Here is a 23,698-nt window from a genome sequence, read left to right on the forward strand (position 1 = left end):
TTCGCCACAACTTCGCCGCCGCGTGCGGCGCAAAACGCCCGTCGCCGGCCCTTGAAGTTGGTAAAATAGCCCTTTGTCTTCGTCCCCCTCCCGAGCCCCTATGCGCACCGACAGCAGCCCCCAGACGATTTTCCGCAAAGACTACCTTCCGCCCAGCTACCTGGTCGACACCGTCGAGCTCGGCTTCGACCTCGATCCGGCCCGCACCATCGTCGCCAGCCGCGTCACGCTGCGCCACAACCCGGCCAGCAAGAGCCGCGACATCGTGCTGCACGGCGAGGAGCTCGAGCTGGTCCAGCTGCGCCTGAACGGCAAGACGCTGCGGCCCGGCCAGTACGAGCTGACCGGCAGCACGCTGACCATCCGCAAGGCGCCGCCGGCGGTGGTGCTGGAGATCGAGACGCTGACCGCGCCGGTGAAGAACACCACCCTGTCGGGCCTGTACGTATCGAACGGCAACTTCTTCACCCAGTGCGAGGCCGAGGGCTTCCGCCGCATCACCTACTTCCCCGACCGTCCCGACGTGATGGCCAAGTACACCGTGATGCTGCGCGCCGACAAGGCGCTGTACCCGGTGCTGTTGTCCAACGGCAACCTGATCGAACAGGGCGAGCTGGACGACGGCCGCCACTACGCCAAGTGGGAGGACCCGTTCAAAAAGCCGTCCTACCTGTTCGCCCTGGTGGCGGCGCGCCTGGTCTGCCAGGAGGAGCGCTACACGCTGCAGTCGGGCCGCGAGGTGTTGCTGCAGGTGTGGGTGGAGGAGGGCAACCTCGACAAGACCGACTACGCCATGCAGTCGCTCAAAAACAGCATCCGCTGGGACGAGCAGCGCTTCGGCCTGGAGCTGGACCTGGACCGCTTCATGATCGTCGCCGTCGGCGACTTCAACATGGGCGCGATGGAGAACAAGGGCCTGAACATCTTCAACACCAAGTTCGTGCTGGCCAATTCGCGCGTCGCCACCGACATCGACTACGCCGGCATCGAGGCGGTGGTCGGCCACGAGTACTTCCACAACTGGACCGGCAACCGCGTCACCTGCCGCGACTGGTTCCAGCTGTCGCTGAAGGAAGGCCTGACGGTGTTCCGCGACCAGGAGTTTTCCGCCGACATGATCGGCACCGACAGCGGCCGCGCCGTCACCCGCATCGACCAGGTGCGCACCCTGCGCCAGGCCCAGTTCCCCGAGGACGCCGGCCCGATGGCGCACCCGGTGCGGCCCGACTCCTTCGTCGAGATCAACAACTTCTACACCGTGACGATCTATGAAAAGGGCGCCGAGGTGGTGCGCATGTACCAGACCCTGCTGGGCCGCGACGGCTTCCGCAAGGGCATGGACCTGTACTTCGAGCGCCACGACGGCCAGGCCGTCGAATGCGACGACTTCCGCGCCGCCATGGCCGACGCCAACGGCCGCGACCTGGGCCAGTTCGAGCGCTGGTACAGCCAGGCCGGCACGCCGGTGGTGCGCGCCGAGACCAACTACGACGCCATCGCCCGCACCTTCGACATCACGCTGCGCCAGCACTGTCCGGCCTCGGCCGGCCAGGAGCACAAGCTGCCCTTCCACATCCCGGTGGCCGTCGGCCTGCTCGGCGCCGACGGGCGCGACCTGCCGCTGAGCACCGACGCCAAGGACCGCCAGGGCCAGGCCACGGTGGTGCTGGAGCTGACCGGCGAGGAGCAGACCTTCCGCTTCCACGACATCGCCGAGCGGCCGACGCCGTCCATCCTGCGCGACTTCTCCGCCCCGGTGGTGCTGGAGTACGACTACACCGACGCCGAGCTGCTGCACCTGTTCAGCCACGACAGCGACCCGGTCAACCGCTGGGAGGCCGGCCAGCGCCTGGCCATGGAACGCCTGCTCAAGCTGACCACCGCCGTCGCCACCGGCAAGCCGCTGGCGCTGGACCACACCTTCATCGCCGCCCAGCGCGCGCTGCTGGTCGACGAAACGCTCGACCCGGCCTTCCGCGAGCTGGCGCTGATTCTGCCGTCCGAGACCATCATCGCCGAGCAGATGGAGGTGGTCGAGCCGCAGGCCATCCACACCGCGCGCCAGTTCATGCGCCGCACCCTGGCCGCCGCCCTCAAGCCCGAGCTGCTGGCGCAGTACCACGCCAACCAGACGCCCGGCGCCTACAGCCCGGACGCCCTGTCGGCCGGCAAGCGCGCGCTGAAGAACCTGGCCCTGTCCTACCTGCTGATCGCGCCGCAGGAGGCCGAGCTGGCGCTGGCGCGGCAGCAGTTCGCCGAGGCCGGCAACATGACCGACCGCGCCGCCGCGCTGGTCGCGCTGATCCACAGCGGCGCCGAGGTCGGCGAACACCTGCACAGCTTCTACCAGGACTTCGAGCACGAGGCGCTGGTGGTCGACAAGTGGTTCGCCATGCAGGCCGCCGCGCCGGGCACCGACGTGGCCGCCGTGCGCAAGTTGATGGAGCACCCCGCCTTCACCTTGAAGAACCCGAACCGGGCGCGCAGCCTGATCTTCAACTTCACCAACGGCAACCCGTCGCAGTTCCACGCCGCCGACGGCAGCGCCTACGAGTTCTGGGCCGAGCACGTCATCAAATTGGACGCGCTGAACCCGCAGGTGGCGGCCCGTTTGGCGCGCAGCATGGACCGCTGGCGCCGCTACACGCCGGCCCTGCAGGCGCACATGCAGCGCGCCTTGGAGCGCGTCGCCGCGCACGCCCGGCTGTCCAACGACGTGCTGGAAGTGGTCAGCAAGGCGCTGGCCGGCGCCCGGTAGGGTAAACTACGTCCATTCAGCAACCCCAATCAACCAAGGGAATTCATGAAACGCATCAGCCTCACGCAATATCTGGTCGAAGAACAACGCACCAACAACACGATCCCGGCCGAACTGCGCCTGTTGATCGAAGTGGTGGCGCGCGCCTGCAAAACCATCAGCCACTCGGTGGGCAAGGGCGCGCTGGGCGACATCCTCGGCAGCGCCCACACGGAAAACATCCAGGGCGAAGTGCAGAAGAAGCTGGACGTGATCTCCAACGAGATCCTGCTCGAGGCCAACGAATGGGGCGGCCACCTGGCGGCCATGGCGTCGGAAGAGATGGAATCGATCCATCCGATCCCGAACCGCTATCCAAAAGGCGAATACATGTTGCTGTTCGACCCATTGGACGGCTCCTCCAACATCGACGTCAACGTCTCCATCGGCACCATCTTCTCGGTGCTGAAGGCGCCGGACGGCATGGGCCAGCCGACCGAGGCCGACTTCATGCAGGCCGGCACCAAGCAGGTCGCCGCCGGCTACGCCGTGTACGGCCCGCAGACCATGCTGGTGCTGACCACCGGCAACGGCGTCAACTGCTTCACGCTGGACCGCGAGATGGGCTCCTGGGTGCTGACCCAGCGCGACATCAAGATCCCGGCCACCACCAAGGAGTTCGCCATCAACATGTCGAACGCGCGCCACTGGCACCCGCCGGTCACGCGCTACGTCAACGAGCTGCTGGCCGGCGACACCGGCCCGCGCGGCACCAACTTCAACATGCGCTGGATCGCCTCGATGGTGGCCGACGTGCACCGCATCCTGAACCGTGGCGGCATCTTCATGTACCCGGCCGACACGCGCGACACCAGCATGCCGGGCAAGCTGCGGTTGATGTACGAGGCCAACCCGATGGCCTTCATCGTCGAGCAGGCCGGCGGCGCCGCCACCGACGGCGTCAACCGCATCATGGACATCCAACCGCACAAGCTGCACCAGCGCGTGCCGGTGTTCCTCGGCTCGCGCGACGAGGTGGCGGTGGTGACCGGCTACCACCAGGCTTGAGGCAAGCCCGGCCACGTCCGAATGCAATGACATTTTGTCAGCTTGACGAAAAATAATTGCGTCCGGACTAGCCAGTTTTGGGATTTGTTTGTTAGAATATGCGACTTCGCCGCTTTAGCTCAGTTGGTAGAGCAGTTCATTCGTAATGAAAAGGTCGCCAGTTCGATTCCGGCAAGCGGCACCAGGAATTTGCAGTAGGATCAAAGGGTTACATGCTTCGGCGTGTAGCCCTTTTGTCTTTTCTGGGAGAAATTTTTCTGCTCGGTATGCTTCCGAACGCCCCAGGGCTTGATGGTTGTTGCAACCTTGGGTCTTATGCTTGTCAATTTAGTCGTTCGCATCCAGAACAGCCCCTGTTTTAGATTGGAAATCTGTCCCTGGGCACGCTGGTAGGTGAGCATCTTTTGCTGCTGCAAAACGAGTGCTGCATGTACCGCTGGCAGAATCGAAACTGACACTACAAGTTGGATATTTGGTATGATGTAATGCGCTAGTTCGGCGCGGGAACGGCGTTCGAAGACAGAAAGGAGACCGTGATGACTAATCCAATGGACTCCCTGTACGCACGTTTGGGCAGAAAAGGCGTGACGAAAGCGTTTGCTCGTCGCCTGCTTCCTGATTGGTGGGACGACTCTCTGGCGGCCACCCCTAGTGCCTTACTACAAGCCCAGCTTATCATCTCCTCAGGGATGAATTTCGAACTGCGCTCGCTGCGGGATGCATCTGCTCAAATTGAGTTTAAGGCAGCGCGGCGCAAGTTTAAATTCAGCAAGGCCGTTGATGAGCCCAGCATTCAACTTAGCGCTGAGTATGCCACTGGCATTGCCAAGTTGGCCGTTCAAGCAGTTCCATCCGCCTATATCCCACCGCCACCAAGCGCATTGGATATTCGAAATGCGCTGTTGCTGAATCATAAGTGTATTGATTTGTCCGCGTTGTTGGATTATTGCAACCGCATAGGTGTTCCAGTACTTCACATGCCTGAGTTACCGGGAAAAAAAATGGATGCCGTAGCAATTCGGCATCATGGGCGCAGTGCCATTGTTCTTTGCACTAAAAAAGCGGCTCCATATTTACTGTTTCATCTTGCGCATGAAATCGGACATATTGCATTAGGACATTTGGGAAGTGACGATGGCACGCTTATAGATGCTGCTATTACTAGCAATACGGCAGACGCTGATGAGCGTGCGGCGGATTCCTTTGCTGTTCAGCTATTAAATGGAAGTGACATTCGCTACTCGTCTGGCGAAAAATATGTCACTGCGGCTAAGTTGGCCAACGCAGCCATCACTTATGGCCAGAAAAACAAGATTGATCCCGGTCATATCATTCTAAATTTCGCTCATGCCGCAGAAATTTTCGCGCTGGCGAACGCTGCTCTTAAGCTGCTCCCCGCCACTGCGACGGACACCAGCGTAGTCAATAATAATTTGCTCGCACATATAGACCAAGATTCCCTGTCTGATGACCAAGCATCTTTGCTGACTAAGCCCCTGCGGCACACGCTTGAATATCGAGACAAAATGATTGTTTTGTCAGATAACGATATTCTCTTTAAGCTTGCCCACTGCGACCTTTTTGACGAGTTCCTGGCATACATACAGCTTCCAGTGAAATCAATTGCAATTCTTCATACCTGCATTTTTAAGATGAGGAAGACGCTAAGGAACAATCCTGAGGTTCTGGTTAGATTGGAAAGGTTTTGCCAGTTAGTAACTATTATCACTCATGACGAAGTGGATATCGATGTCCTCGAAGCCATAATGGAAACTGGTGCTGACGCCGGCGAGGCTATCCTTGCGGCAACGGTGGCTATGACACCCGGCGCTTATCTTATTACTGGAGATAAGCGGGCCGTTAGAGCACTAAATACGATGGCGGATGGACCGATAAAATCCGCGCTAGCTGGACGAGTCCTCTGTTTTGAAGAGCTCGTCATTGGTTTGATGCATAACAGCGATTTTTCGGAATTATCGATAAAGCTAACTGCCGGCAGCGCATGTGATGGCGTTCTCCGGAATGCTTTTGGCCCAGGGCGGACAGAAGAGCACGCCCTAGCCTGTCTCTATTCATATGCGGATGAATTGCGTACCGCCTGCCCAACCTTACTTACGCCACGCCCTGTAGCAAGGTAAGTGGCTCATCGCCGCACTCAAGCGGCCAGCGCGTAACCAGCTAAAGCCCGAGGAGATGCGCTCAAGTTTGAGCGCGTCACGGCAGCGATTGGCTAGGTCCACTGTCTGTCTGAACTACCCAGCTTTTGGATGATATGCCGCCCAGCCATCGTATGCGCGGTCGATTCCAGTACATGCGGGAAAATCCCGCATGTAGCCTCAGCAGCGGAGAGCACCGGCAGCGATATGGGATTTCCTGCATTAGTCCTGAATGTTCGGGAGTGACCGGGGGCCGGAGCCTTTGGCACCCACACAACGCTGTGCTGAATTCGGCGGGTCAATGGGGGCGCTAGCGGGCGTTACCCGCGCCTATGCGCGTCACAGCTTGCTCCGCCACGCCCATGACCGAGACCCGATGCCCTCTGTAGAACTCCATGTTGATGGCAACGCTCCCCGGTCCTTCGAAGACTTGGTACGCAAAAATATCCTGGTGCAACCCAAGCTTTGCATGCTGCTCGAAATCCTGGGCTGTCGAGGCTTGAACTGTGGCCACCGCCGATGCGAGTTCGGGGGCAATCCGAGGATCGATAGGAATGAATAGTGGCCAGACCTGCAGGTCGCCCAAGAGCTTTCGTCGACCGCTGAGGTGATAGAAATAAATTGCGCGCGCCATCTTTTCTAGGCACGCGCTCAAGAGTTCGAAGTCGAGCGAAAAAACGTTGTCGATCACCAGAACGTCGCCGTTCCGATGAAATCCATACTTATGCAGGTTGCCGCTGCCCATCTGCGCAAGCCTTACAACGCTTCTAGCCGCGCTGCTCGTGATGGCGCCTGGGATGTTCAAGGCGATTGCACCCAACAAAAACTTCAAATAATCGTCTGCCTTCGAGTGGGCGTTGTTGTGCGCCACGCAGGACGGCACGGTCATCAAGCCCGACCAGTCGCCGCCCTTCGGAAACAGGCATTTAGGCGGCACGTGTTCTCGCCCAGTGCCTTCGGCGTCGCAGTGATAGCAGGTTGGTGTCTTCGAAATGCGGAATGACATGGCAGATGACTCTCCGGCACGGTACAGTGGAAGTATATGCGAGGCGATCTTTCGAATTGTCTAGATTTTGATAACACATGAGCGAAAAAATCTTACGGCAGTAGTGTCCACGGTCAGCTGTTGGAGAGTACTAGAGAGGAAGCCCTATCTATGTCTGCTATTCCAGAATCCGAGCTGGACCCTGACCGGCGAAAAACATGACGATCAAAGCGACAAACGAATTCGACAGCTTCATCGACACGGTGGTGGATGAACTACTCGCGATGTCCGATGACCAAGTGCTGGAAGGCATTGACCCTGCTGTGATGCAGGCGGAGGGCTTGCGCCTTCTCCAAGCCGCCAAAGTACAGGTAGAGCGTGCTCGGCCTGCCGTCGCAAAGGTAGGCAATGCAGGCAATGGGCCGAAGGTGCTTGAGGTAGGCACCGATATAGCGGACGAGTGACGGCATCCAGCGCGCCGAGGCGCCGGCGGCGGAACCCGGAATTGGAAGCCCGCAGAACTTGCTTGTCGAGGTCCGAACCGAACATCAATGCCGCGCCTGCCCGCCGCCCAGCAGCGCGCTGAACTGCTCGGCCGGCACCGGCTCGGAGAACAGGAAGCCCTGCGCGTAGTCGGCGCCGGCCTCCCTGAGCCAGTCGCGCTGCTTGGCCGTCTCCACCCCCTCGGCGATCACCCTCAGCCCCAGCCTGTGGGCCATGGCGATCATGGTTTCCAGGATGGTCTGCTTGCCGGCGTCGGCGGCCATGTCGTGGAGGAAGGAGCGGTCGATCTTCAGGTAGTCGACGTCGAACTTTTTCAGCGTGGCGATCGACGAGGCGCCGGCGCCGAAGTGGTCGACCGCCAGCTCGATGCCGGCCTGGTGCAGGCTGGCCAGCTCGTCGCCGGCCGCCTCGGAGACGTTGGTCAGCACGCCCTCCATGAACTCGACCGAGACGCTGTTGCCGGCCTGTCCCAGCTGGCGCATGTGGGCCGCCCAGCTCAGGCGCTGGGCGTGGGCGGCGAACTGCGCCGACGACTTGTTGACGCTGACCTGGAAGCTGCCGCCGAGCAGCTCGCCCCATCGCCTTGCCTGCGCCGCCGCCTCGGTGAACACCCAGTCGCCGATCTGGTTGATCAGGCCGATCTCCTCGGCCAGGCCGATGAACTCGGCCGGCGGCAGCAGGCCGCGCTGCGGGTGCGACCAGCGCAGCAGCGCCTCGGCCTTGCGGATGCCGCCGTCGACGAGCTCGACGATGGGCTGGTAGTACAGCCTGAGCTGGCCGGCGGGCAGGGCCTGGCGCAGGTCGGCGATCAGGCGGTAGCGCAACTGGGAGGCCTTGTGCATGTTGCGCGCGAAGAAGCGGCTCTGGTTGCCGCCGTTGTTCTTGGCCGCGTACATGGCCCGGTCGGCGCCGCGCAGCAGGTGGCTGGCGCTGGTGGCGTCCTGCGGAAACAAGGTCACGCCGATGCTGCCGGACACGCCGATGCGCTCCGGGCCGATGGCGAAGGGGCGGGCCAGCTCGCCGAGGATCTTGTTGCAGATGTTCTGCACATGGTCGGCGCCGCCGATGTCGGTGAGGATGGCGGTGAACTCGTCGCCGCCCAGCCGGGCCACGGTGTCCTTCTCGCGCAGGCAGCTGCGGATGCGCTCGGCGGCGTGTTGCAGCAGGGTGTCGCCGGCGTCGTGGCCCAGCTTGTCGTTGGCCTCCTTGAAATGGTCGAGGTCGATGAACAGCAGGGCGACCGGCACGCCGTTGCGCTCGGAGTGCTTGAGCTCCTGCTCCAGGCGGTCGCGGAACAGGCTGCGGTTGGGCAGGCCGGTGAGCGCGTCGAAGTTGGCCTTGCGCCAGATCCGCTCGTCCCAGGCCTTGCGTTCGGTGATGTTGCGCGCCGTGCTGGCGATCGCCTCCACCTCGCCCTCGCGGTCGAGCACCGGGGTGAGGATGTATTCGTAGCATTGCGCCTTGCCGTTGTCGGCGGGGTAGCTCAGCTCGCCGCGCAGCGGCGCGCGGTTGCGCACCAGTTGGTCGATCTTGTGGCGCAGGTCGGCCGCGCCGTCCAGGCCGAGCTCGAACAGGCTCTTGCCGATCAGCCGCCGCGGCGGCAGGCCGTACTGCTCGGCCAGCGACTTGTTGACGAACAGGAAGCGGCCGTCGCGGTCCAGCACGCAGCTGTGGTCGGGCGAGGCCGACAAAATGGTCTGCAGCAGCGTCACCTGCTGGTCCTTGTGCGCCGTGTAGCTGGCCACCGACTCGGTCAGCTCCTGGTCCAGCGCCTCGTTGAAGCGGGTCATGTCGTCGAGCTCGGTGGCGATGGTCGGCGGCGAGGCCCGCTTCCACAGGCGCAACACGCTGGCGCGCAGCGCGCGCAGCTCGGCCACCACGTCCTCGATGCTGAAGCCCGAGCCGAAGCGGCCGGCGCCGTGTTGCCGGCCCGAGGTGTCGGGCCGGCCGGACGCCGCGCCGGCGGACGCCGCCACGCCGCGCGACTTGCCGATTTGCTGTTCCTCGGTCTGCGGCGAGGCCAGGTCGGCGGCGATCCATTCGAGCATTTGGCGGGCGTGGTCGCGCAGCGCGGCCGGGTCCATCTTCTCGGCCGCGCTGATGGTGCGGGCGTAGTTCTGCCACTCCTCGAGCAGGGCGTCGATGTTGTTGGTGATGAATTCCGCCAGGCGCATGCCGTTCCCCTTCCACCGGGTTGGACAGGCGGGCGGCGCCGGCGTTGCGTCCGGCCGGCGCGCGCTTGAGCGCCGTCAAGCTCAGGTGCGGTTGATCGACACGCCGCCGTCGACCAGCATCGCCGCGCCGGTGGTGAAGCTGGACGCGTCCGAGGCCAGGTAGAGCACGGAACGGGCGATCTCCTCCGGCGCGGCCAGGCGCTTGAGGGCGTGCAGGCCGGCGGCGAAGGCCAGCGCCTCGGGGCTGTTGGCCGAGGCGCGGCCCATCGGCGTGTCGGTGCCGCCGGGCAGGATGGCGTTGACGCGCACGCCCCGGGCGCCGAACTCGGCCGCCAGGCTCTGCGTCAGGCCGACCAGGCCGGCCTTGGTGGCGGCGTAGGCGGCCATGCCGGGCATGCCGACCGTGTGGCCGACGAAGGACGAGGTGAAGATGAGCGAGCCGCCGCCGCGCGCCAGCATCGCCGGCAACTGGTGCTTGGCGCCGAGGAAGGCGCCGGTGAGGTTGGTCTCCAGCGTGCGGCGCCAGTCGTCGGCGTCGAGGCCGGGCGTGGGCCCCATCGCGCCGAGCGTGCCGGCGTTGTTGAAGGCGATGTCGAGGCCGCCGAAGCGCGCCACGGCGAGCGCCACGGCGCCACGCGCGCAGTCCTCCTCGGCGACGTCGCCGACGTAGGCCACGGCACGCTCGGCGCCGAGCTGCTCGACCAGCGCGTCGAGTTCGGCCCGGCGCCGCGCCACCAGCACCAGCCTGGCGCCGTGCTGCGCGAACAGCCGCGCCGTGGCCAGGCCGATGCCCGAACTGGCGCCGGTAATGATCGCCACCTTGTCGCTCAATGCATTCATCTCCACTCCTTCGATGTCATTAAAAGAGGAAGTAGATTAGCGGCGAAGAGCGATGGCGGCACCCCGTTTCTTGCGATCCAATGCGGCGTGGCGAAGCGGGCCGGGCGGTGCTTTAGCCGTTGGCCCTGGCGCCGTGCACCACCATCATTTCCGGCTTGACCGGGCGCAGGTTGCGCATGCGCGCGCGCAGCGGTTTGAGCACCAGCAGCGCCATCACGGCGGCCAGCGCGTTCATGCCGGCGGCGACGTAGAACACCGTGTGCCAGCTGCCGGTGGCGGCGGTGATCAGGCTGCTGAACGGCACCAGCAGCGCCGCCGTGCCCTTGGCCGTGTACAGCAGGCCGGCGTTGGTGGTGGCGTAGCGGCTGCCGAAGGTGTCGCCGCAGGTCGACGGGAACAGGCTGTAGATCTCGCCCCAGCCGAAGAACACCAGGCCGGTCAGCACGACGAACCAGAACGGGTCGTGGCCGAACTGGCTCAGCAGGACGATGCCGACCGCCTCCAGGCCGAAGGCGATGAACATGGTGTTCTCGCGGCCGATCTGGTCGGACACCCAGCCGAAGAAGGGCCGCGTCAGGCCGTTGAGGATGCGGTCGAGCGACAGCGCGAAGGTCAGCGCCGGCAGGGTCAGGCCGAGGATGGAGACGGGCACGTCGGCGATGGCGAAGTCCTTGGCGATCGGCGCCAGCTGGGCGGTGGCGACCAGGCCGCCGACGGCCATCAGCACGAACATCAGGTACAGCACCCAGAACACCGGGGTGCGTATCATCTCGCTCCACTTCATGCTCACCGCGCTCTGCACCACCTTGGCGGCGCCGCGCAGCGCCTCGCCGGCGGGCGCCTTGAGGAAGAAGGCGATGGCGAACACCACCGCGCCCTGGGCCAGGCCGAAGTAGAAGAAGGCCGTCTCGTAGCCGCTTTCCTTGATCACCGCCGAGATCGGGATGATGGTCAGCGCCGAGCCCATGCCGAAGCCGGCCGCCGTCAGGCCGGCGGCCAGGCCGCGGCGGTCGGGGAACCATTTGAGGGCGTTGCCGATGCAGGTGCCGTAGACGGCGCCGGCGCCGACGCCGCCGACGGCGGCCGCCGCGTAGAGCAGCGGCAGGCTGTCGGCCATCGAGTTCATCACCCAGCCGATGCCGACCAGCACGCCGCCGACCATCACCACGATGCGCGGGCCGAAGCGGTCGACCAGGTAGCCCTCGACCGGCACCAGCCAGGTCTCGGTGACGACGAAGATGGTGAAGGCGACCTGGATCGCCGCCTTGCCCCAGTGGTATTTCTGTTCCAGCGGCAGCACGAACAGGGTCCAGCCGTATTGCAGGTTGGCGATCATGGCCATGCAGACGATGCCCATGATGAGCTGCAGCCAGCGGCGTGGCGCGGGCGCGCCGGCGTCGGCTTGCCGCACTTGAGTCAGTGTAGTCATGCTGTGTATCCTTGAATGGAGTGGCGGACGGCGCGACGCGGGCTGGTGGCGCCGCGTCGACCCGGCCCCGCGCGAACGGGGCGAGCCAGTCAACGATAGTATAAAAAGCAATGTTTAACAATGGAAATTAATTGCAAATAATTCATTTCGCTGTAAATTGTTGCTTGTAGGCCACTTTGCTTTTAATGCAAGCAAAGAAGCGGCCGGCGCGCTAGAATCCCTGTGCTATGCCGGCCGCGACCGCGTGCCGTCGATCAATGGGAATGCCAGGAAATATGAAGATATGTGTGGTGGGGGCCGGCGCCATCGGCGGCCTGTTGGCCGTCAAGCTGGCGCAGGGCGGGCACGAGGTGAGCGTGGTGGTACGCGGCGCCAACCTGGACGCGGTGCGCCGGCACGGCATGGTGCTGCGCCAGGCGGACGGCGGCGAGTCGCGCGCCGCGCTGCGCGCCAGCGACAACATCGCCGAGCTGGGGCCGCAGGACGTGGTGATCCTGGCCATGAAGGCGCACCAGCTGGCGCCGGTGGCGGCGCGGATCCCGGCGCTGCTGGGGCCGGACACGCTGATCGTCACGGCGCAGAACGGCGTGCCCTGGTGGTACTTCCGCAAGCACGGCGGGCCGCACGAGGGCCAGCGCGTCGAGGCGGTCGATCCGGGCGGCGTGGTCTCGGCCGCGCTCGACGTCGAGCGCGTCGTCGGCTGCGTCGTCTACCCGGCCTGCGAGATGGCGGCGCCCGGCGTGGTCCAGCACATCGAGGGCAACCGCTTCTCGCTCGGCGAGCTGGACGGCCAAAGCACGCCGCGCATCCAGGCGCTGGCCGAGGCGATGCGCGCGGTGGGCTTCAAGACGCCGATCAGCGCCGACATCCGCAGCGAGCTGTGGGTCAAGCTGTGGGGCAACCTGAGCTTCAATCCGATCAGCGCGCTGAGCCACGCCACGCTGGCCGACATCTGCGCCTACGCGCCGACCCGCGCGCTGGCCGCCGACATGATGCGCGAGGCGCAGCGCGTCGGCGAGCAGCTCGGCGTGGTCTTCAAGGTGTCGCTGGAGCGGCGCATCGACGGCGCGGCGGCGGTCGGCCAGCACAAGACCTCGATGTTGCAGGACCTGGAGGCCGGCCGGCCGATGGAGCTGGCCGCGCTGGTCGGCGGCGTGCTCGAAATGGGCCGCCTGACCGGCACGCCGACGCCGACCATCGCCGCCGTGCACGCCCTCGCCGCGCTGCTGGCACAAAGCGTGCAGGGGCAGCACGGCAGCCTGCGCATCGCCCCCGCCGACCGTTGAGCTAAGCTAGCCCGGCCGCCATCCCGAATTCCCCTACCTAGAAAGCCGCCATGTCCGCCTACACCACCATCCCCGAGCTGCTGCACAGCGGCGCCGACGACGCCGTCGCCATCCGCGCCCCGCTGGCGCCGCCGCTCAGCTACGCCGCGCTGCGGCGCAACACGGCGGCCGCCGTCGCCGCGCTCAACGCCTTCGGCGTCGGCCGCCGCGACCGCGTCGCCATCGTGCTGCCGAACGGGCCGCAGATGGCCAGCGCCTTCGTCGGCGTCGCCGCCGCCGCCTGCGCCGCGCCGCTCAATCCGGGCTACCGCGCCGAGGAGTTCGAGTTCTACCTGGGCGACCTGAACGCCAAGGCGCTGATCGTCGAACAGGGCAGCGAGTCGGCGGCGCTGGCCGTGGCCGACAAGCTGGGCATCCTGGTGCTCGAGCTGCTGCCGGCCGACGAGGGCGCCGGCGCCTTCCGCCTGCGCCCGCTCAAGGCCGATCCGGCCGGCCTGGTGGCGGTGGCGGCCAGCGAGGCGGCCGCCGGCGACCTGGCGCTGATCCTGCACACCTCCGGCACCACCTCGCGGCCGAAGATCGTGCCGCTGACCCAGGCCAACGTGTGCGCCTCGGCGCGCAACGTCGGCGCCTCGCTGCGGCTGGAGGCGGCCGACACCGGCCTGAACATCATGCCGCTGTTCCACATCCACGGCCTGATCGCCGGCCTGCTGGCGCCGCTGGCGGCCGGCGGCGCGGTGTTCTGCACGCCCGGCTTCAACGCGCTGAAGTTCTTCGGCTGGATGCAGGAGGCCAAGCCGAGCTGGTACACGGCGGTGCCGACCATGCACCAGACCATCCTGGCGCGCGCGCCGCAGAACAGCGCGGTGATCCTGGCCAACCCGCTGCGCTTCCTGCGCTCGTCGTCGGCGTCGATGCCGCCGCAGGTGATCGCCGAGCTGGAGGCGGCCTTCGGCGCGCCGCTGATCGAGGCCTACGGCATGACCGAGGCGGCCCACCAGATGGCCTGCAACCCGCTGCCGCCGGCCGTGCGCGTGCCCGGCTCGGTGGGCCTGGCGGCCGGCCCCGAGGTGGCCATCATGGACCAGCAGGGCCGCCTGCTGGCGGCCGGCGAGACCGGCGAGATCGTCATCCACGGTGCCAACGTCACGGCCGGCTACGAGAACAACCCGAAGGCCAACGCCGAGGCCTATGTCGGCCAGTGGTTCCGCACCGGCGACCAGGGCGTGATGGACGAGCAGGGCTATGTGCGCATCACCGGCCGGCTCAAGGAGATCATCAGCCGTGGCGGCGAGAAGATCTCGCCGCGCGAGGTCGACGAGATCCTGATGGACCATCCGGCGGTGCAGCAGGTGGTCACCTTCGGCATCCCGCACGACAAGCTGGGCGAGGACGTCGGCGCGGCGGTGGTGCTGCACGAGGGCCACAGCGCCAGCGAGAAGGAGCTGCGCGAGTTCGCCGCGATCCGCCTGGCCGACTTCAAGGTGCCGCGCAAGATCGTCTTCCTCGACGAGATCCCCAAGGGCGCCACCGGCAAGCTGCAGCGCATCGGCCTGGCCGAGAAGCTGGGGCTGGGGCAGGGCGGCTAGCCGGCTTGACGAAACCGCCCGGAGGAGTCGATACAGCAGGAGTTCCAAGCAAGGCGAAGTGTACAACAAGCATCTGGTCTAAATCGGGCGTATCGGCGTGGTCATGCACCAGCTGACTCACCCCATTTACGGACTCAGCTCTGCTTGTGCTTTCCCGGCTTACAGCCCTGCTGTACCAGAACGCCGTGCTTTCCACTTCCCCCACAGTCGTGGCACCAGCACAAACCACTGCCAGTAGCCGGCTCCAAAGAAGGCTAACCACATCACGCAGAAGCCTACATAGTTAGATCCGATGAGATCAAGCAACGGTATGCCCAAGTTATCTTGAAGCATCGCCAGTAGAGCGAATATTGCGGCCATAGGCAGACTTGCAGGGAAGGAAAAAAACAACATCCCGTATACTAAAAAAATTCCAATATCACTTTCATAGTTGGATTCATATCGATAAAGTGTTACACCGAGAACAAATACACAGCACGACACCCATATGGCTTTCAATATATTCTTCAACTTCACGCTTTGCATCATTTTCCCTTGCACTGTTTTTGGCATTGCTTTAGAGCGTCGTTCGACCACTCTTGGCAATCAGTACCGAAGGGAATTCCATAACGGGGGCGTGGCCCGTTAAATTTCGTGAGCAGGCATTTCTCAATACAGTTATTATCTGGCTCTTCCTGTTTGCAGGTGATTTTGTCGTATGAGTCGTTGCTCGGTTTGCCTGGGCCATTAAGTGGGTCATACCATTTTTTTCCGCGTTGATCTTGGCCACCGCATATGTGCTCGCCTTTTCCGTCGCTAACGCACAAGTACTGGTGATACAGCGGATTGCCCCAAGTATCTGCGCCGCTTTTTGCACCATCTCCACCCAGTGCATGTAACGGCTTGGTACACATAAACGTTGCTAGCCCGAGTGGGTCAGTTTTATTGATCGGATTGGCGTCGCCGTAGATGTAGGTATTTATTCCGCCCAACAATCCAATCGGGTCTTGAGAAATAAAACGTCCGATGTCAGAATTGAAATATCTAAAGCGATTGAAATGCAGCCCGGTTTCGGCATCATGGTACTGTCCTTGGAAGCGCAGTGGTTGCTCGATTTCTTGACTTTTCTCATCGAAAACCTTGCCCCAGGCCTTGTACTTCGCGCTCCAGACCAGCCGGCCTTGCCCGTCGAACAGCTCGTGCGGCGTGCCCAGGTGGTCGCAGCTGTACAAATCGATGCGGTCCCGTGGCGCCGCGTCGTTGGCGGCCGCTTCGAGCTGTCGCCGGGCGGCCAAGTGCAGCTCCTCGGCGGCGGCCTCCGCCGTTGCCGTCGCCGCCTGTTTCTCCTTGTCGCCGTTGATGCTCGGCAGATGCCACGAGGCGATGCGCGCTAGATGGAAAGCCGCGCTCCCGCCGGCGCCGGGTGCTAAGGCCTCGGCCCGCGCCGCGTCCTCGTCCAGGGCGAAGCCGCCTGCCGAGGCGATCCGCGCCAGCGGCACGAAGCTGTCCGGCTCGTACAAGTATGTGACCGTGTCGCCTTGCCGTAGTTCCTGCACCATCGCGTCGCCATCCCAGACGAACAGCGCCATGTGGTGGGTGGTTTTGGCGGCCGGCTCCTCGTAGCAGACCTGGTTGTTGCCCCAGCGCTCCTCGGTCACGCGCTTGGCGATGCGGCGCGAGAATGCGTCGTAGATGTATTGCGCGCTGTGGCGCGCCTGGTAGCTGGTTTTCACCGCGCGAACCAGCCGGTTCTCCGCGTCGTAGCCCAGTTCGAGTTCAACCTTGGCGTTGGGGTTGCTGGCCCGGTCGTAGACCTTCCTTATTGTGTTGCCTTGCCCGTCGTACTCGTAGCTGCTGTCCTGATAGCGCTTGAGCAGGTTGTGGGTGACGGGCGCCATCGGCGCGGCCGGCGGCTTCTCCCATACCCGGGCCTGTTGCTCCCATACGCTGCGCTCCGGCCCCGGATCGAGCAGGTTGCCGGCCGGATCGAAGGCGAAGACCTCGTCCAGGTCGCGCTGCCCCGCCGACAGCAGTTGCCCCAGCGGATCGTAGGTGTAGGTGAAGGTGCCCAGCGTCTCGTCGCGGCTGTGCCAGCCGTGGCGCATATGCGTCAGGTTGCCGGCGCGGTCGTACTCGAAGCTGCGTTCGCGCAGGGCGTACACGTCGGAGGCGACGGGGCCATGCGCAGCGTCATTTCGACCAGCCTCGACTGGGGATCGTAGCCGCGGCGGCCGTCCATCCGCTGCTTGCCGGTGCCCAGTTTCCGTCGTTTTTCCCGGTGCAGCCGGTCGCGCACCACGTCGACGACGGAGCTTCCCTGCCACAGCACGCCGTGCCAGTGGCCCGCCCCGTAGCGCAGCGTGTCGATCTGGCGGCCGTTGGGCAGCACGGTTTGGACCCGGTTGCCGAGTTCGTCGTAGGCGTGCGTCGTGGCGAACACGTGGTCGGCGACGCGCTCGGCGGCGGCCCCCACGTCGACGGCCACCGTGTCGGCGACCGGCGTCAAATAGTAGGCGCCGCGCTCCTCCAGCAGTTGCCCCAGCGCGTCGTAGCGGTAGCGCTGCTCGGCGTGCGGCGCCGTCACGGCGACCAGCCGGCCCAGCGCGTCGTAGGCGTAGCGCACCGGGCCGTCTGCGGTGACCTTCACCAGCAGCTGGCCGAGGCCGTCGCGCAGCAGCTCGGTGCGCTGGCCGGCGCTGTCGGCCGCCGCCAGTTGGCCGGCGCGGTCGTAGGTGTAGCTGGTGGTCTTGCCGTCGAAGCCGGTCTCGGCCGTCAGCCAGCCCTCCTCGTGGTAGGCGAAGCGGTAGCTGTCGCCGTTGGCGTTGACCAGCTCGACCAGTTGCAACGCCAGGTCGTAGCCGTAGCGCAGCGTCCCGCCCAGGGCGTCGACGCGCTCGACGGGCATGCCGTGGCCGTTGTAGGCGTAGCGCGTGCGGGCGCCGTTGGCGTCGGTGTGGGCGAGCAGCTTGCCTTCGATGTCGTAGGCGAAGTGTTCTTGCGTGCCGTCCTCGCGGGTCAGCGTTTGCAGCCGGCCCAGCCGGTCGTACTGGTAGCCCACCTCGTTGCCTAGCGCGTCGGTGACGGCGCCCAGGCGGTTGTTGGCGTCGTAGTTGTAGCGGGTCTCGTAGCCGGAGCAGTCGGTGTGGCTGGTCAGGCGCCCGGCGCGGTCATAGCTGAAGGACTTGCTGCCGCCCTTGGCGTCGATCAGTTGGGCCAGCCGGCCGCGCTGGTCGTAGCTGTAGCGGGTGGTGTGCCCCAGCGCGTCGGTGGTCGACAGCAGGCGGCCCTGCGCGTCGTAGCTGTGCCGGGTGGTGTTGCCCAGCGCGTCGACGACGGCGACGGGCTGGTTGCCGGCGTCGTAGTCTATCGTGCTGCGGTGGCCGCGCGCGTCGGTCACCGTGGTGACGTTGCCGGCGGCGTCGTAGGCGTAGCGCGAGGTGTTGCCGGCGCCGTCGACCTCGGCCAGCAGCATGCCGTCGCGGTCCCATTCGCGCCGGCCGAGCGACTTGGCGGCGCCGGTGGCGGCGTTGACGCGGCGCACCTCGGTGGCCAGCCAGTTGGCGTCGAAGCGGTAGTCGAGGATGCCGCCGTTGGCCTCGACGACGCGGCTGGTGTCGGCGTCGAGGTAGGCGATCTGGACCTGGTCGCGGCCGTCGGCGGTGGTGGTGGCGACGGCGCGCGCGCGGTGGCTGTTGTCCAAGGTGATAGGGAAGCGGGCCAGCAGGCTTGGCTCGTCGAGCGGGTTGCCGCTCCAGCGCTCCAGCAGGGCTTGTTGGCTGATCCAGCGCAGGCCGTGGGCGAAGCCGGAGTAGGTCGTGTAGCGGGTCAGCAGATGGTGGCGGTACTCGTATTGCCGGCTGGCCCCGGTCACGTCGGTTTGGCGCGCCAGGTTGTGCCGCTGGGGCGGCGTTGTCGCGGTTGCGGTTGCTGTCGCGGTCGCGCCGGCCGGGGCGTCGCCTTCCTCGACCTCGTAGTGATATTGCACGTGGCAGATGCGCGTGCCGTCGGCGCGCACCTCCTCGACCCGGCCGATGCGTGCCGGCCGCGCCCGCTCGGCCTCCACGGCCTTCGCCGACGCGGGCTGGCGGCCCGGCATCGCCACGCGCATGGCCTCGACGACATGGCCGTCGTCGACGCGCACGCGCAGCAGCACGGCGCCCGGTTCGGCGTCGGCGATGTGCTCGACGCTGAATCCGCGCCCGTCGCGGCCGGCGCTGCGGCGCAGCAGGTAGCGCTCGACCGGCAGCGGCGCCGACGCCGGCCGCATCGCGTTGACGCCCTGGTAGCCGTGCGGAAGCCAGCCGTCGGTGCCCCGCGCGAAGGTGTCGACGCTGCCGTCGCGCCAGGTGAGGGTGAACTCGGTGGCGCTGGCGCGGGCCAGGACGAAGCCCTCCTTGCGGTTGTCGTGCGGCTGGCCGATGGCGACGGCCGGCAGGCGCAGCGCACGGCCGGCCTCGTCGTGGTAGACGACGCCGGTGGCGCACACCGACAGGCTGGTGGTGAACGGCGTCGACCAGCGCGCGCCCAGCAGGCCCCAGTCCTGCGTCGCCGCGCTGGAGCGGTAGCAGCGCGTCCATATCAGCGGCTCGGGCCCTTCCAGCACGAAGTCGGTTAGGGACAGTATCTCCTCGCCGGTGCCGAAGTGGACCGGGTACTTGCTGCGCACCTTTTTCTTGCCGGGCGCGGCGTTCTTAGGGCCGCAATTGGACGGCGGATCGGACTTCTCGTCTTTCTTCTTCGCAGTCTTGCCGCCGTCGCGCTTGTCCGGCGGGCGCGGCGACGGCGGCTTGTCGGATTTCTTGCCGGGAACGGGTTTCTCCATGAAGAATTTGCCCAACGACGGGAATTTCTTCTCCAGCCATCCGCCCGCCGCGCCGAGTTTGTCGGGCGCAACCGCCTCGGGCATACTTTTACCCACCTCAACCGTTGCGGGCGCGACGTCCGGGATCTTGCCGGTCAGAATGAAATCGGCGGCCATGTCCAACACCGACTCGACGGACTCGACCGCCGCCCCCGCCGCCCTCTCAATGTTCAGCTCATCGACCTTTCCCGCCGGCACAGGGTTGATTTGCTGCAACCGGCTGCGCGGCAACTGGCCGCCCCGCTCATAGATCTTGCCGACGGTGTTCCTGTCGTTCATCCAGACCTCGCGGCCCACCTGCACGAGGTAGCTGCCGTTGGCGCGGTAGCTGCTGCTGGCGGTCTTGGTCTCGACCCGCTTGCCGGTGGTGCCGCTCTTGATGCCGCCGGCGGTGCCCGGCTCGTCGCCCTTGACGGTGGGGATGAAGCTGCGCTGGTGCAAGATCACCGGCTCGCTTTGCGACTTGACGTTGGGCGAGGCGCCGACGGCGTCGGCGAACTCGCCGATGATGGAATAGGGGATGGGCGGCGTGCTCGCCCCTATCGGCGTCTTGCAAATATCCGGGGTCAGGCTGACGCAATAGAAGCGCTTGGACTTGGTGACGGTTTCGTTGGCCATCGCGGATCACCAGGCGGCGGACATTAGCGGTTCATTCCTGCCGGGAAGGTTCAGAAGCAGCGGGCGCTGGCCTTGCAGGGCCTTGTTCAATGCAGATCGGCCCTCGGCGGTGCCTTGAAACAGGTTCATGGTGAGTGTTCCTTATTCTGAGGAAAGCAGAAGGCAAAATTGCACTGTAGAGGGCACACCAAACAAAACATTGCGTCAACGCAAACAATTGCTGGCTGGCGTAATCAAGACGTCGATGCAGGCGGTGTGGCGCTCTCGTCCCCCTAGGCGTTTCCGACTGCTACACTATTTGTATGAGACCTTGGTGGAGAGGCAGCCATGACTACCGCAAAGAAACCGCAGGAAGAGCCAAGTGCGGCCTACAAACTTGCCGCTGCTGAGATGCGCGCCAAGGTTGCCGCGAACAAGCTCGCCATCGAACACGAAGTCCTTCCCTCTGGCGGCAGAATACGACTGGTCTTGAAAGGAAGACCGATCGCGCGCAGCGAACTGGATGCATTGTTTGGCCCTTCTGCGATCGACCTCCCCGAACTCCGGCAAGCGCTGAAGTAATGGATCGTATCCGCCGCTGATTGCAGTTGTTTATCTTCAAACGCCGAGCAGGCGCAGGTCGAAGGCGCGCTCGACCAGCCACACCGTGGCCAGCAGTGCGATGGCCGCCGAGCCGCCGCTGAACACGCCGCGATACAGGCGTGTCGCGCGCAGCGCGAAGGCCAGCGGCAGGAACAGCGCGACGATGCACAGCTGGCCCGCCTCCACCCCCAGATTGAATCCCAACAGACTGCTCAGCAGCGACGCCCGCGCCAGGCCCAGGTCGCCAAGCACGCTGGCGAAGCCGAAGCCGTGGATCAGGCCGAAGGCGAAGGCGGCCAGCGGCCGGCGGCCACGGAACAGCGGCAGCAGGTTGTTCAGCGCGGCCAGCAGTACCGAGGCGGCGATGGCCGACTCGACCCAGCGCGACGGCAGCGCCACCAGTTGCAGGCCGGCCAAGGTCAGTGTCAGCGAGTGCGCCAGCGTGAAGGCGCTGACCACCTTGAGCACGTCGACAAAGGCGGCGCGCAGGCTGGCCGCCGGCGCGCCCGGCGCCGCCAGCACGGCCGGCAGCAGCAGCGACAGCAGGAACAGGATGTGGTCGTAGCCTATCCAGATATGCCAGACGCCGTTCTTGACGTAGGCGGTGAACTGGCCCAGACGGTCGGGTGCGGCCAGCGACAAGGTTTGGCGCGCGTGTTCCGGATCGAGGATGGCGCTGCTGGTGCGGCCGTCGTGGACCAGGCGCAGCAGGCCCTTGTGCTGCGGGTCGAGCTCGGCGAACAGGCGGTAGCCGACGCTCAGCGCGGTGATGGCGCCGGGGCAGTCGGCACGCAGCCGCAGCACGCTGTAGGCGCCGTCGGTGTGCTGGTCGATCAGCTGCTCGACCACGGCGACGGTGCAGGCGCCCTGCGCGCTGGCCAGCGTCAGGTGCCGCAGCGCGTAGGCGGCGATGGCTTGCTGGCGGGCGCGGACCTCGTCCCAGGTCAGGCGGCCGTCGCCGTCGCCGTCCAGGCCGATGGCGAAGTCCAGGTCGCGCAGCGCGATGTCCCACTGGCCGTCGATGCGCGCGCCGTCAACGGTCAGCGACAGGTAGCTGTCGCTGGGCTTGTGGGCGTGGGCGGGCGGGGCGAGGCAGCACAGCAGAAGCAGCAGGAGCAGTAAGTGCAGCAACTGCGGCAACTGCGGCAAGCGAGGCAAGTGTAGAAAACGCTGCCGAGCGTGCAGCGCCGGCGGCGACGGCGACGGCGACGGCAGCCTGTGCGGGCCGCTCGCCGCACGGTATTCGTCAACCGCCGTCGATGTCGGCTGCGCCCATCCTCTGTGCGAATAGCCCATCACACACCGCCTTTCAATTGCCGCACCAGTCGGGCGATGGCGACGTCCTCGCTGCCGTGGGCGGCGATCCAGTCGAGCACCGGCCGCGCCGCGCCGGCATTGTGCGCATGCAGCGCCGCGTCGAGGTAGATGCGGATGTCGGCCGGTTCCTTTTGCACCTGCCAGTTCTGCCGCGCCAGTGCCAGGGCCGCGCTGGCATTGCGTCGCAGGGATAACTCGAAGCGCGCCTGCTCGCGCTGGTGGAAGTTGTCGCCGCGCCGCATCGCGGCGTCGAAGCGCGCGGCCAGCTCGCTCACGTCGGCGGCCAGCGCGGCGGCCATGTTCGGCGTCTGCTGCGAGGTGAGGGCCAAGGCCAGGGCGAGGGCGCGGCGCAGCAGCAGGGCGTCGACGCGGGTGTGCTCGCGCAGCAGGGCGAGCACATCGGCCGGCCGCTGTTGGTCGAGCAGGAAGTCGGCGTAGGCGCCCAGCAGGTAGCCGTCGCGCGGGGCCAGCGCCAGCGCGCGGCGGAAGCGCGTCTCGGCCACGTCGGCGGCGCCGCGCCGGGCGGCCATTTCGGCCAGCAGCGTGAGCGACCACACCGCCACCTCGGGCGGCGCGCCGGCGCTGCGTTGCAGCGTCAAGTCCAGCAGCTGCTCGCTGTGCTGGGCGCGGCCGGTGACGGCGCCGACGTTGGCGAGGCAGGTCACGGCGACCAGTTCGTTGGCCAGCGCGGAGACGCGGGCGCAGCTGGCGGTGGCGCCGTCGTAGTCGCCGCGCACCGTCTGCACGGTGGCGCGCGTCAGCCAGGCCTGGGCCAGCTTGGGCCGCGCCGCGACCACTTGGTCGAGGTCGGCCAGCGCGGCGTCGAAATGGTGGGCGCTTTGCAGCAGCGTGGCGCGCAGCAGGCGCACCTCGGGCGGCGGCGCGGCCAGGCGCCACCACGGCGCCAGCGCCGCCTGCGCGTAGCCGAGGAAGCGCGGATCGCTGCTGGCGCGGCCCAGCGCGATGTAGCGTTGGGCCAGGTCGGTGGCCAGCGCCAGGTTGGCGGGATGCGCGCTGAGCGAGTCGCGCAACTCGCGCAGCTCGCGCTGGGTGGCGTCGGCGCGGCGAGGCAGCAGCTCGACGACTTGGCTGCCGTTGGCCGGAATGTAGGGCGCGGCTTGGGATGCCGGCGCTGGCGCCAATGCCGCCAATGCCAGCAAGGTCGCCAGAGCGTGAATGGTTGAATGTGCCATGGTCGGTCCTGATGAAATGCGTTGCGTTGCGTTGCTTTGCTTTGCGCCCGCCGGCGCCGGCGTCGACGCGGATCGATGCCGGCGCGGTGGGTGCCGTCGTGCTTCGCGCTACTTCAGCGGCCTCGGTTCGCCGTCTTCCGGCATGGTGACGGCGACGGTATCGACTGCCGCCGGCTCGGCGGTGTCGCTGCTGTCGCCGACCAGCGCCTGCACGGCGGCGAAGAAGGCGTCCAGCACAGGCGGGACGGGTATGCCGGGATCGGTGGCGGGCGGCTTCATGTCCGCCTGTCCGTTGCCTGCTCCGCCGCCGCAGGCGGCCAAGACCGTGGCCACGGCCAGCGCCACTATCAAGCTGTGTGTTTTCATGGTGCTCTCCTGTT

General features: G+C 65.7%; 19 protein-coding genes and 1 tRNA gene. 8 read left to right on the plus strand and 12 right to left on the minus strand.

Annotation, left to right across the window (positions count from 1 at the left end):
* The first annotated feature begins 100 nt into the window (after nt 1-100).
* From pepN to QC826_RS03975, 3 genes are all read left to right on the plus strand, one after another.
* On the plus strand, nt 101-2,758 hold the full coding sequence (gene pepN, locus QC826_RS03965; protein WP_279764498.1) for an aminopeptidase N: 2,658 nt from the start codon (nt 101-103) through the stop codon (nt 2,756-2,758).
* Between the two features lie 45 nt (nt 2,759-2,803).
* On the plus strand, nt 2,804-3,805 hold the full coding sequence (locus QC826_RS03970; RefSeq protein ID WP_279764499.1) for a class 1 fructose-bisphosphatase: 1,002 nt from the start codon (nt 2,804-2,806) through the stop codon (nt 3,803-3,805).
* Nucleotides 3,806-3,913: 108 nt separating this feature from the next.
* Nucleotides 3,914-3,989: transfer RNA gene (locus QC826_RS03975), tRNA-Thr, on the plus strand.
* A 16-nt stretch (nt 3,990-4,005) separates the two neighbouring features.
* On the opposite strand, the gene QC826_RS03980 is transcribed toward QC826_RS03975, so the two are convergent.
* On the minus strand, nt 4,006-4,206 hold the full coding sequence (locus QC826_RS03980; protein WP_279764500.1) for a hypothetical protein: 201 nt from the start codon (nt 4,204-4,206) through the stop codon (nt 4,006-4,008).
* Between the two features lie 135 nt (nt 4,207-4,341).
* On the opposite strand from QC826_RS03980, the gene QC826_RS03985 reads away from it, so the two are divergent.
* A complete protein-coding gene (locus QC826_RS03985) occupies nt 4,342-5,943 on the plus strand; it encodes an ImmA/IrrE family metallo-endopeptidase (protein ID WP_279764501.1) in 1,602 nt (533 codons plus the stop codon).
* Between the two features lie 328 nt (nt 5,944-6,271).
* Here QC826_RS03985 and QC826_RS03990 read toward each other — a convergent pair whose 3' ends face one another.
* The gene (locus QC826_RS03990; protein WP_139236246.1) at nt 6,272-6,967 is read right to left on the minus strand and encodes a hypothetical protein; all 696 of its coding nucleotides are present in this window, start codon (nt 6,965-6,967) and stop codon (nt 6,272-6,274) included.
* Between the two features lie 197 nt (nt 6,968-7,164).
* On the opposite strand from QC826_RS03990, the gene QC826_RS03995 reads away from it, so the two are divergent.
* Complete coding sequence (locus tag QC826_RS03995; protein WP_093383136.1) at nt 7,165-7,410, plus strand: hypothetical protein; 246 nt, start codon at nt 7,165-7,167, stop codon at nt 7,408-7,410.
* A gap of 84 nt (nt 7,411-7,494) precedes the next feature.
* On the opposite strand, the gene QC826_RS04000 is transcribed toward QC826_RS03995, so the two are convergent.
* The 3 genes from QC826_RS04000 to oxlT form a co-directional block, all read right to left on the minus strand.
* Nucleotides 7,495-9,624, minus strand: coding sequence for a putative bifunctional diguanylate cyclase/phosphodiesterase (locus QC826_RS04000; protein ID WP_279764502.1), 2,130 nt, complete (start codon nt 9,622-9,624; stop codon nt 7,495-7,497).
* An 81-nt stretch (nt 9,625-9,705) separates the two neighbouring features.
* Entirely contained in the window at nt 9,706-10,464 is a 759-nt protein-coding gene (locus QC826_RS04005; RefSeq protein ID WP_093383142.1) for an SDR family oxidoreductase, read from the minus strand.
* A gap of 112 nt (nt 10,465-10,576) precedes the next feature.
* Nucleotides 10,577-11,893 carry an oxalate/formate MFS antiporter gene (gene oxlT, locus QC826_RS04010; RefSeq protein WP_279764504.1) on the minus strand — a complete coding sequence of 439 codons (1,317 nt, stop codon included), beginning with the start codon at nt 11,891-11,893 and terminating at the stop codon, nt 10,577-10,579.
* Nucleotides 11,894-12,168: 275 nt separating this feature from the next.
* Between oxlT and QC826_RS04015 the strand changes: the two genes are divergently transcribed.
* Nucleotides 12,169-13,179, plus strand: a complete 1,011-nt coding sequence (locus QC826_RS04015; RefSeq protein ID WP_279764505.1) for a 2-dehydropantoate 2-reductase — start codon at nt 12,169-12,171, stop codon at nt 13,177-13,179.
* A 50-nt stretch (nt 13,180-13,229) separates the two neighbouring features.
* Complete coding sequence (locus QC826_RS04020) at nt 13,230-14,768, plus strand: acyl--CoA ligase (protein WP_279764508.1); 1,539 nt, start codon at nt 13,230-13,232, stop codon at nt 14,766-14,768.
* Nucleotides 14,769-14,927: 159 nt separating this feature from the next.
* Here QC826_RS04020 and QC826_RS04025 read toward each other — a convergent pair whose 3' ends face one another.
* The 4 genes from QC826_RS04025 to QC826_RS04040 are packed head-to-tail and all read right to left on the minus strand — an operon-like array spanning nt 14,928 to nt 20,355.
* A complete protein-coding gene (locus QC826_RS04025) occupies nt 14,928-15,296 on the minus strand; it encodes a hypothetical protein (protein ID WP_279764509.1) in 369 nt (122 codons plus the stop codon).
* A complete protein-coding gene (locus QC826_RS04030) occupies nt 15,293-16,909 on the minus strand; it encodes an RHS repeat domain-containing protein (RefSeq protein ID WP_279764510.1) in 1,617 nt (538 codons plus the stop codon). The genes QC826_RS04025 and QC826_RS04030 overlap by 4 nt, the downstream gene beginning before the upstream one ends.
* The gene (locus QC826_RS04035; protein WP_279764511.1) at nt 16,858-20,226 is read right to left on the minus strand and encodes a PAAR-like domain-containing protein; all 3,369 of its coding nucleotides are present in this window, start codon (nt 20,224-20,226) and stop codon (nt 16,858-16,860) included. The genes QC826_RS04030 and QC826_RS04035 overlap by 52 nt, the downstream gene beginning before the upstream one ends.
* 6 nt (nt 20,227-20,232) lie before the next feature.
* Nucleotides 20,233-20,355 carry a hypothetical protein gene (locus QC826_RS04040; protein ID WP_279764512.1) on the minus strand — a complete coding sequence of 41 codons (123 nt, stop codon included), beginning with the start codon at nt 20,353-20,355 and terminating at the stop codon, nt 20,233-20,235.
* A 198-nt stretch (nt 20,356-20,553) separates the two neighbouring features.
* On the opposite strand from QC826_RS04040, the gene QC826_RS04045 reads away from it, so the two are divergent.
* The gene (locus tag QC826_RS04045) at nt 20,554-20,787 is read left to right on the plus strand and encodes a hypothetical protein (protein ID WP_279764513.1); all 234 of its coding nucleotides are present in this window, start codon (nt 20,554-20,556) and stop codon (nt 20,785-20,787) included.
* Nucleotides 20,788-20,823: 36 nt separating this feature from the next.
* On the opposite strand, the gene QC826_RS04050 is transcribed toward QC826_RS04045, so the two are convergent.
* From QC826_RS04050 to QC826_RS04060, 3 genes are all read right to left on the minus strand, one after another.
* Complete coding sequence (locus QC826_RS04050) at nt 20,824-21,939, minus strand: HupE/UreJ family protein (protein ID WP_279764514.1); 1,116 nt, start codon at nt 21,937-21,939, stop codon at nt 20,824-20,826.
* 164 nt (nt 21,940-22,103) lie between these two features.
* Nucleotides 22,104-23,318 carry a hypothetical protein gene (locus tag QC826_RS04055; RefSeq protein WP_279764516.1) on the minus strand — a complete coding sequence of 405 codons (1,215 nt, stop codon included), beginning with the start codon at nt 23,316-23,318 and terminating at the stop codon, nt 22,104-22,106.
* Between the two features lie 108 nt (nt 23,319-23,426).
* The gene (locus tag QC826_RS04060; RefSeq protein WP_093383166.1) at nt 23,427-23,684 is read right to left on the minus strand and encodes a hypothetical protein; all 258 of its coding nucleotides are present in this window, start codon (nt 23,682-23,684) and stop codon (nt 23,427-23,429) included.
* Nucleotides 23,685-23,698 lie beyond the last annotated feature (14 nt).

It is taken from the genome of Rugamonas sp. DEMB1 (assembly GCF_029834475.1).
Classification (GTDB): domain Bacteria; phylum Pseudomonadota; class Gammaproteobacteria; order Burkholderiales; family Burkholderiaceae_D; genus Rugamonas; species Rugamonas rubra.

Bases quoted from the DNA above. Each gene is read 5' to 3' on its own strand.
- QC826_RS04055 (WP_279764516.1), bottom strand. From the start codon at position 23,318: ATGGCACATTCAACCATTCACGCTCTGGCGACCTTGCTGGCATTGGCG.
- QC826_RS04025 (WP_279764509.1), bottom strand. From the start codon at position 15,296: ATGATGCAAAGCGTGAAGTTGAAGAATATATTGAAAGCCATATGGGTG.
- QC826_RS04060 (WP_093383166.1), bottom strand. From the start codon at position 23,684: ATGAAAACACACAGCTTGATAGTGGCGCTGGCCGTGGCCACGGTCTTG.
- QC826_RS03985 (WP_279764501.1), top strand. From the start codon at position 4,342: ATGACTAATCCAATGGACTCCCTGTACGCACGTTTGGGCAGAAAAGGC.
- QC826_RS03990 (WP_139236246.1), bottom strand. From the start codon at position 6,967: ATGTCATTCCGCATTTCGAAGACACCAACCTGCTATCACTGCGACGCC.
- QC826_RS03995 (WP_093383136.1), top strand. From the start codon at position 7,165: ATGACGATCAAAGCGACAAACGAATTCGACAGCTTCATCGACACGGTG.
- QC826_RS04040 (WP_279764512.1), bottom strand. From the start codon at position 20,355: ATGAACCTGTTTCAAGGCACCGCCGAGGGCCGATCTGCATTGAACAAG.
- QC826_RS04020 (WP_279764508.1), top strand. From the start codon at position 13,230: ATGTCCGCCTACACCACCATCCCCGAGCTGCTGCACAGCGGCGCCGAC.
- oxlT (WP_279764504.1), bottom strand. From the start codon at position 11,893: ATGACTACACTGACTCAAGTGCGGCAAGCCGACGCCGGCGCGCCCGCG.
- pepN (WP_279764498.1), top strand. From the start codon at position 101: ATGCGCACCGACAGCAGCCCCCAGACGATTTTCCGCAAAGACTACCTT.
- QC826_RS04000 (WP_279764502.1), bottom strand. From the start codon at position 9,624: ATGCGCCTGGCGGAATTCATCACCAACAACATCGACGCCCTGCTCGAG.
- QC826_RS04035 (WP_279764511.1), bottom strand. From the start codon at position 20,226: ATGGCCAACGAAACCGTCACCAAGTCCAAGCGCTTCTATTGCGTCAGC.
- QC826_RS04005 (WP_093383142.1), bottom strand. From the start codon at position 10,464: ATGAATGCATTGAGCGACAAGGTGGCGATCATTACCGGCGCCAGTTCG.
- QC826_RS03970 (WP_279764499.1), top strand. From the start codon at position 2,804: ATGAAACGCATCAGCCTCACGCAATATCTGGTCGAAGAACAACGCACC.
- QC826_RS04045 (WP_279764513.1), top strand. From the start codon at position 20,554: ATGACTACCGCAAAGAAACCGCAGGAAGAGCCAAGTGCGGCCTACAAA.
- QC826_RS04015 (WP_279764505.1), top strand. From the start codon at position 12,169: ATGAAGATATGTGTGGTGGGGGCCGGCGCCATCGGCGGCCTGTTGGCC.
- QC826_RS03980 (WP_279764500.1), bottom strand. From the start codon at position 4,206: ATGCTCACCTACCAGCGTGCCCAGGGACAGATTTCCAATCTAAAACAG.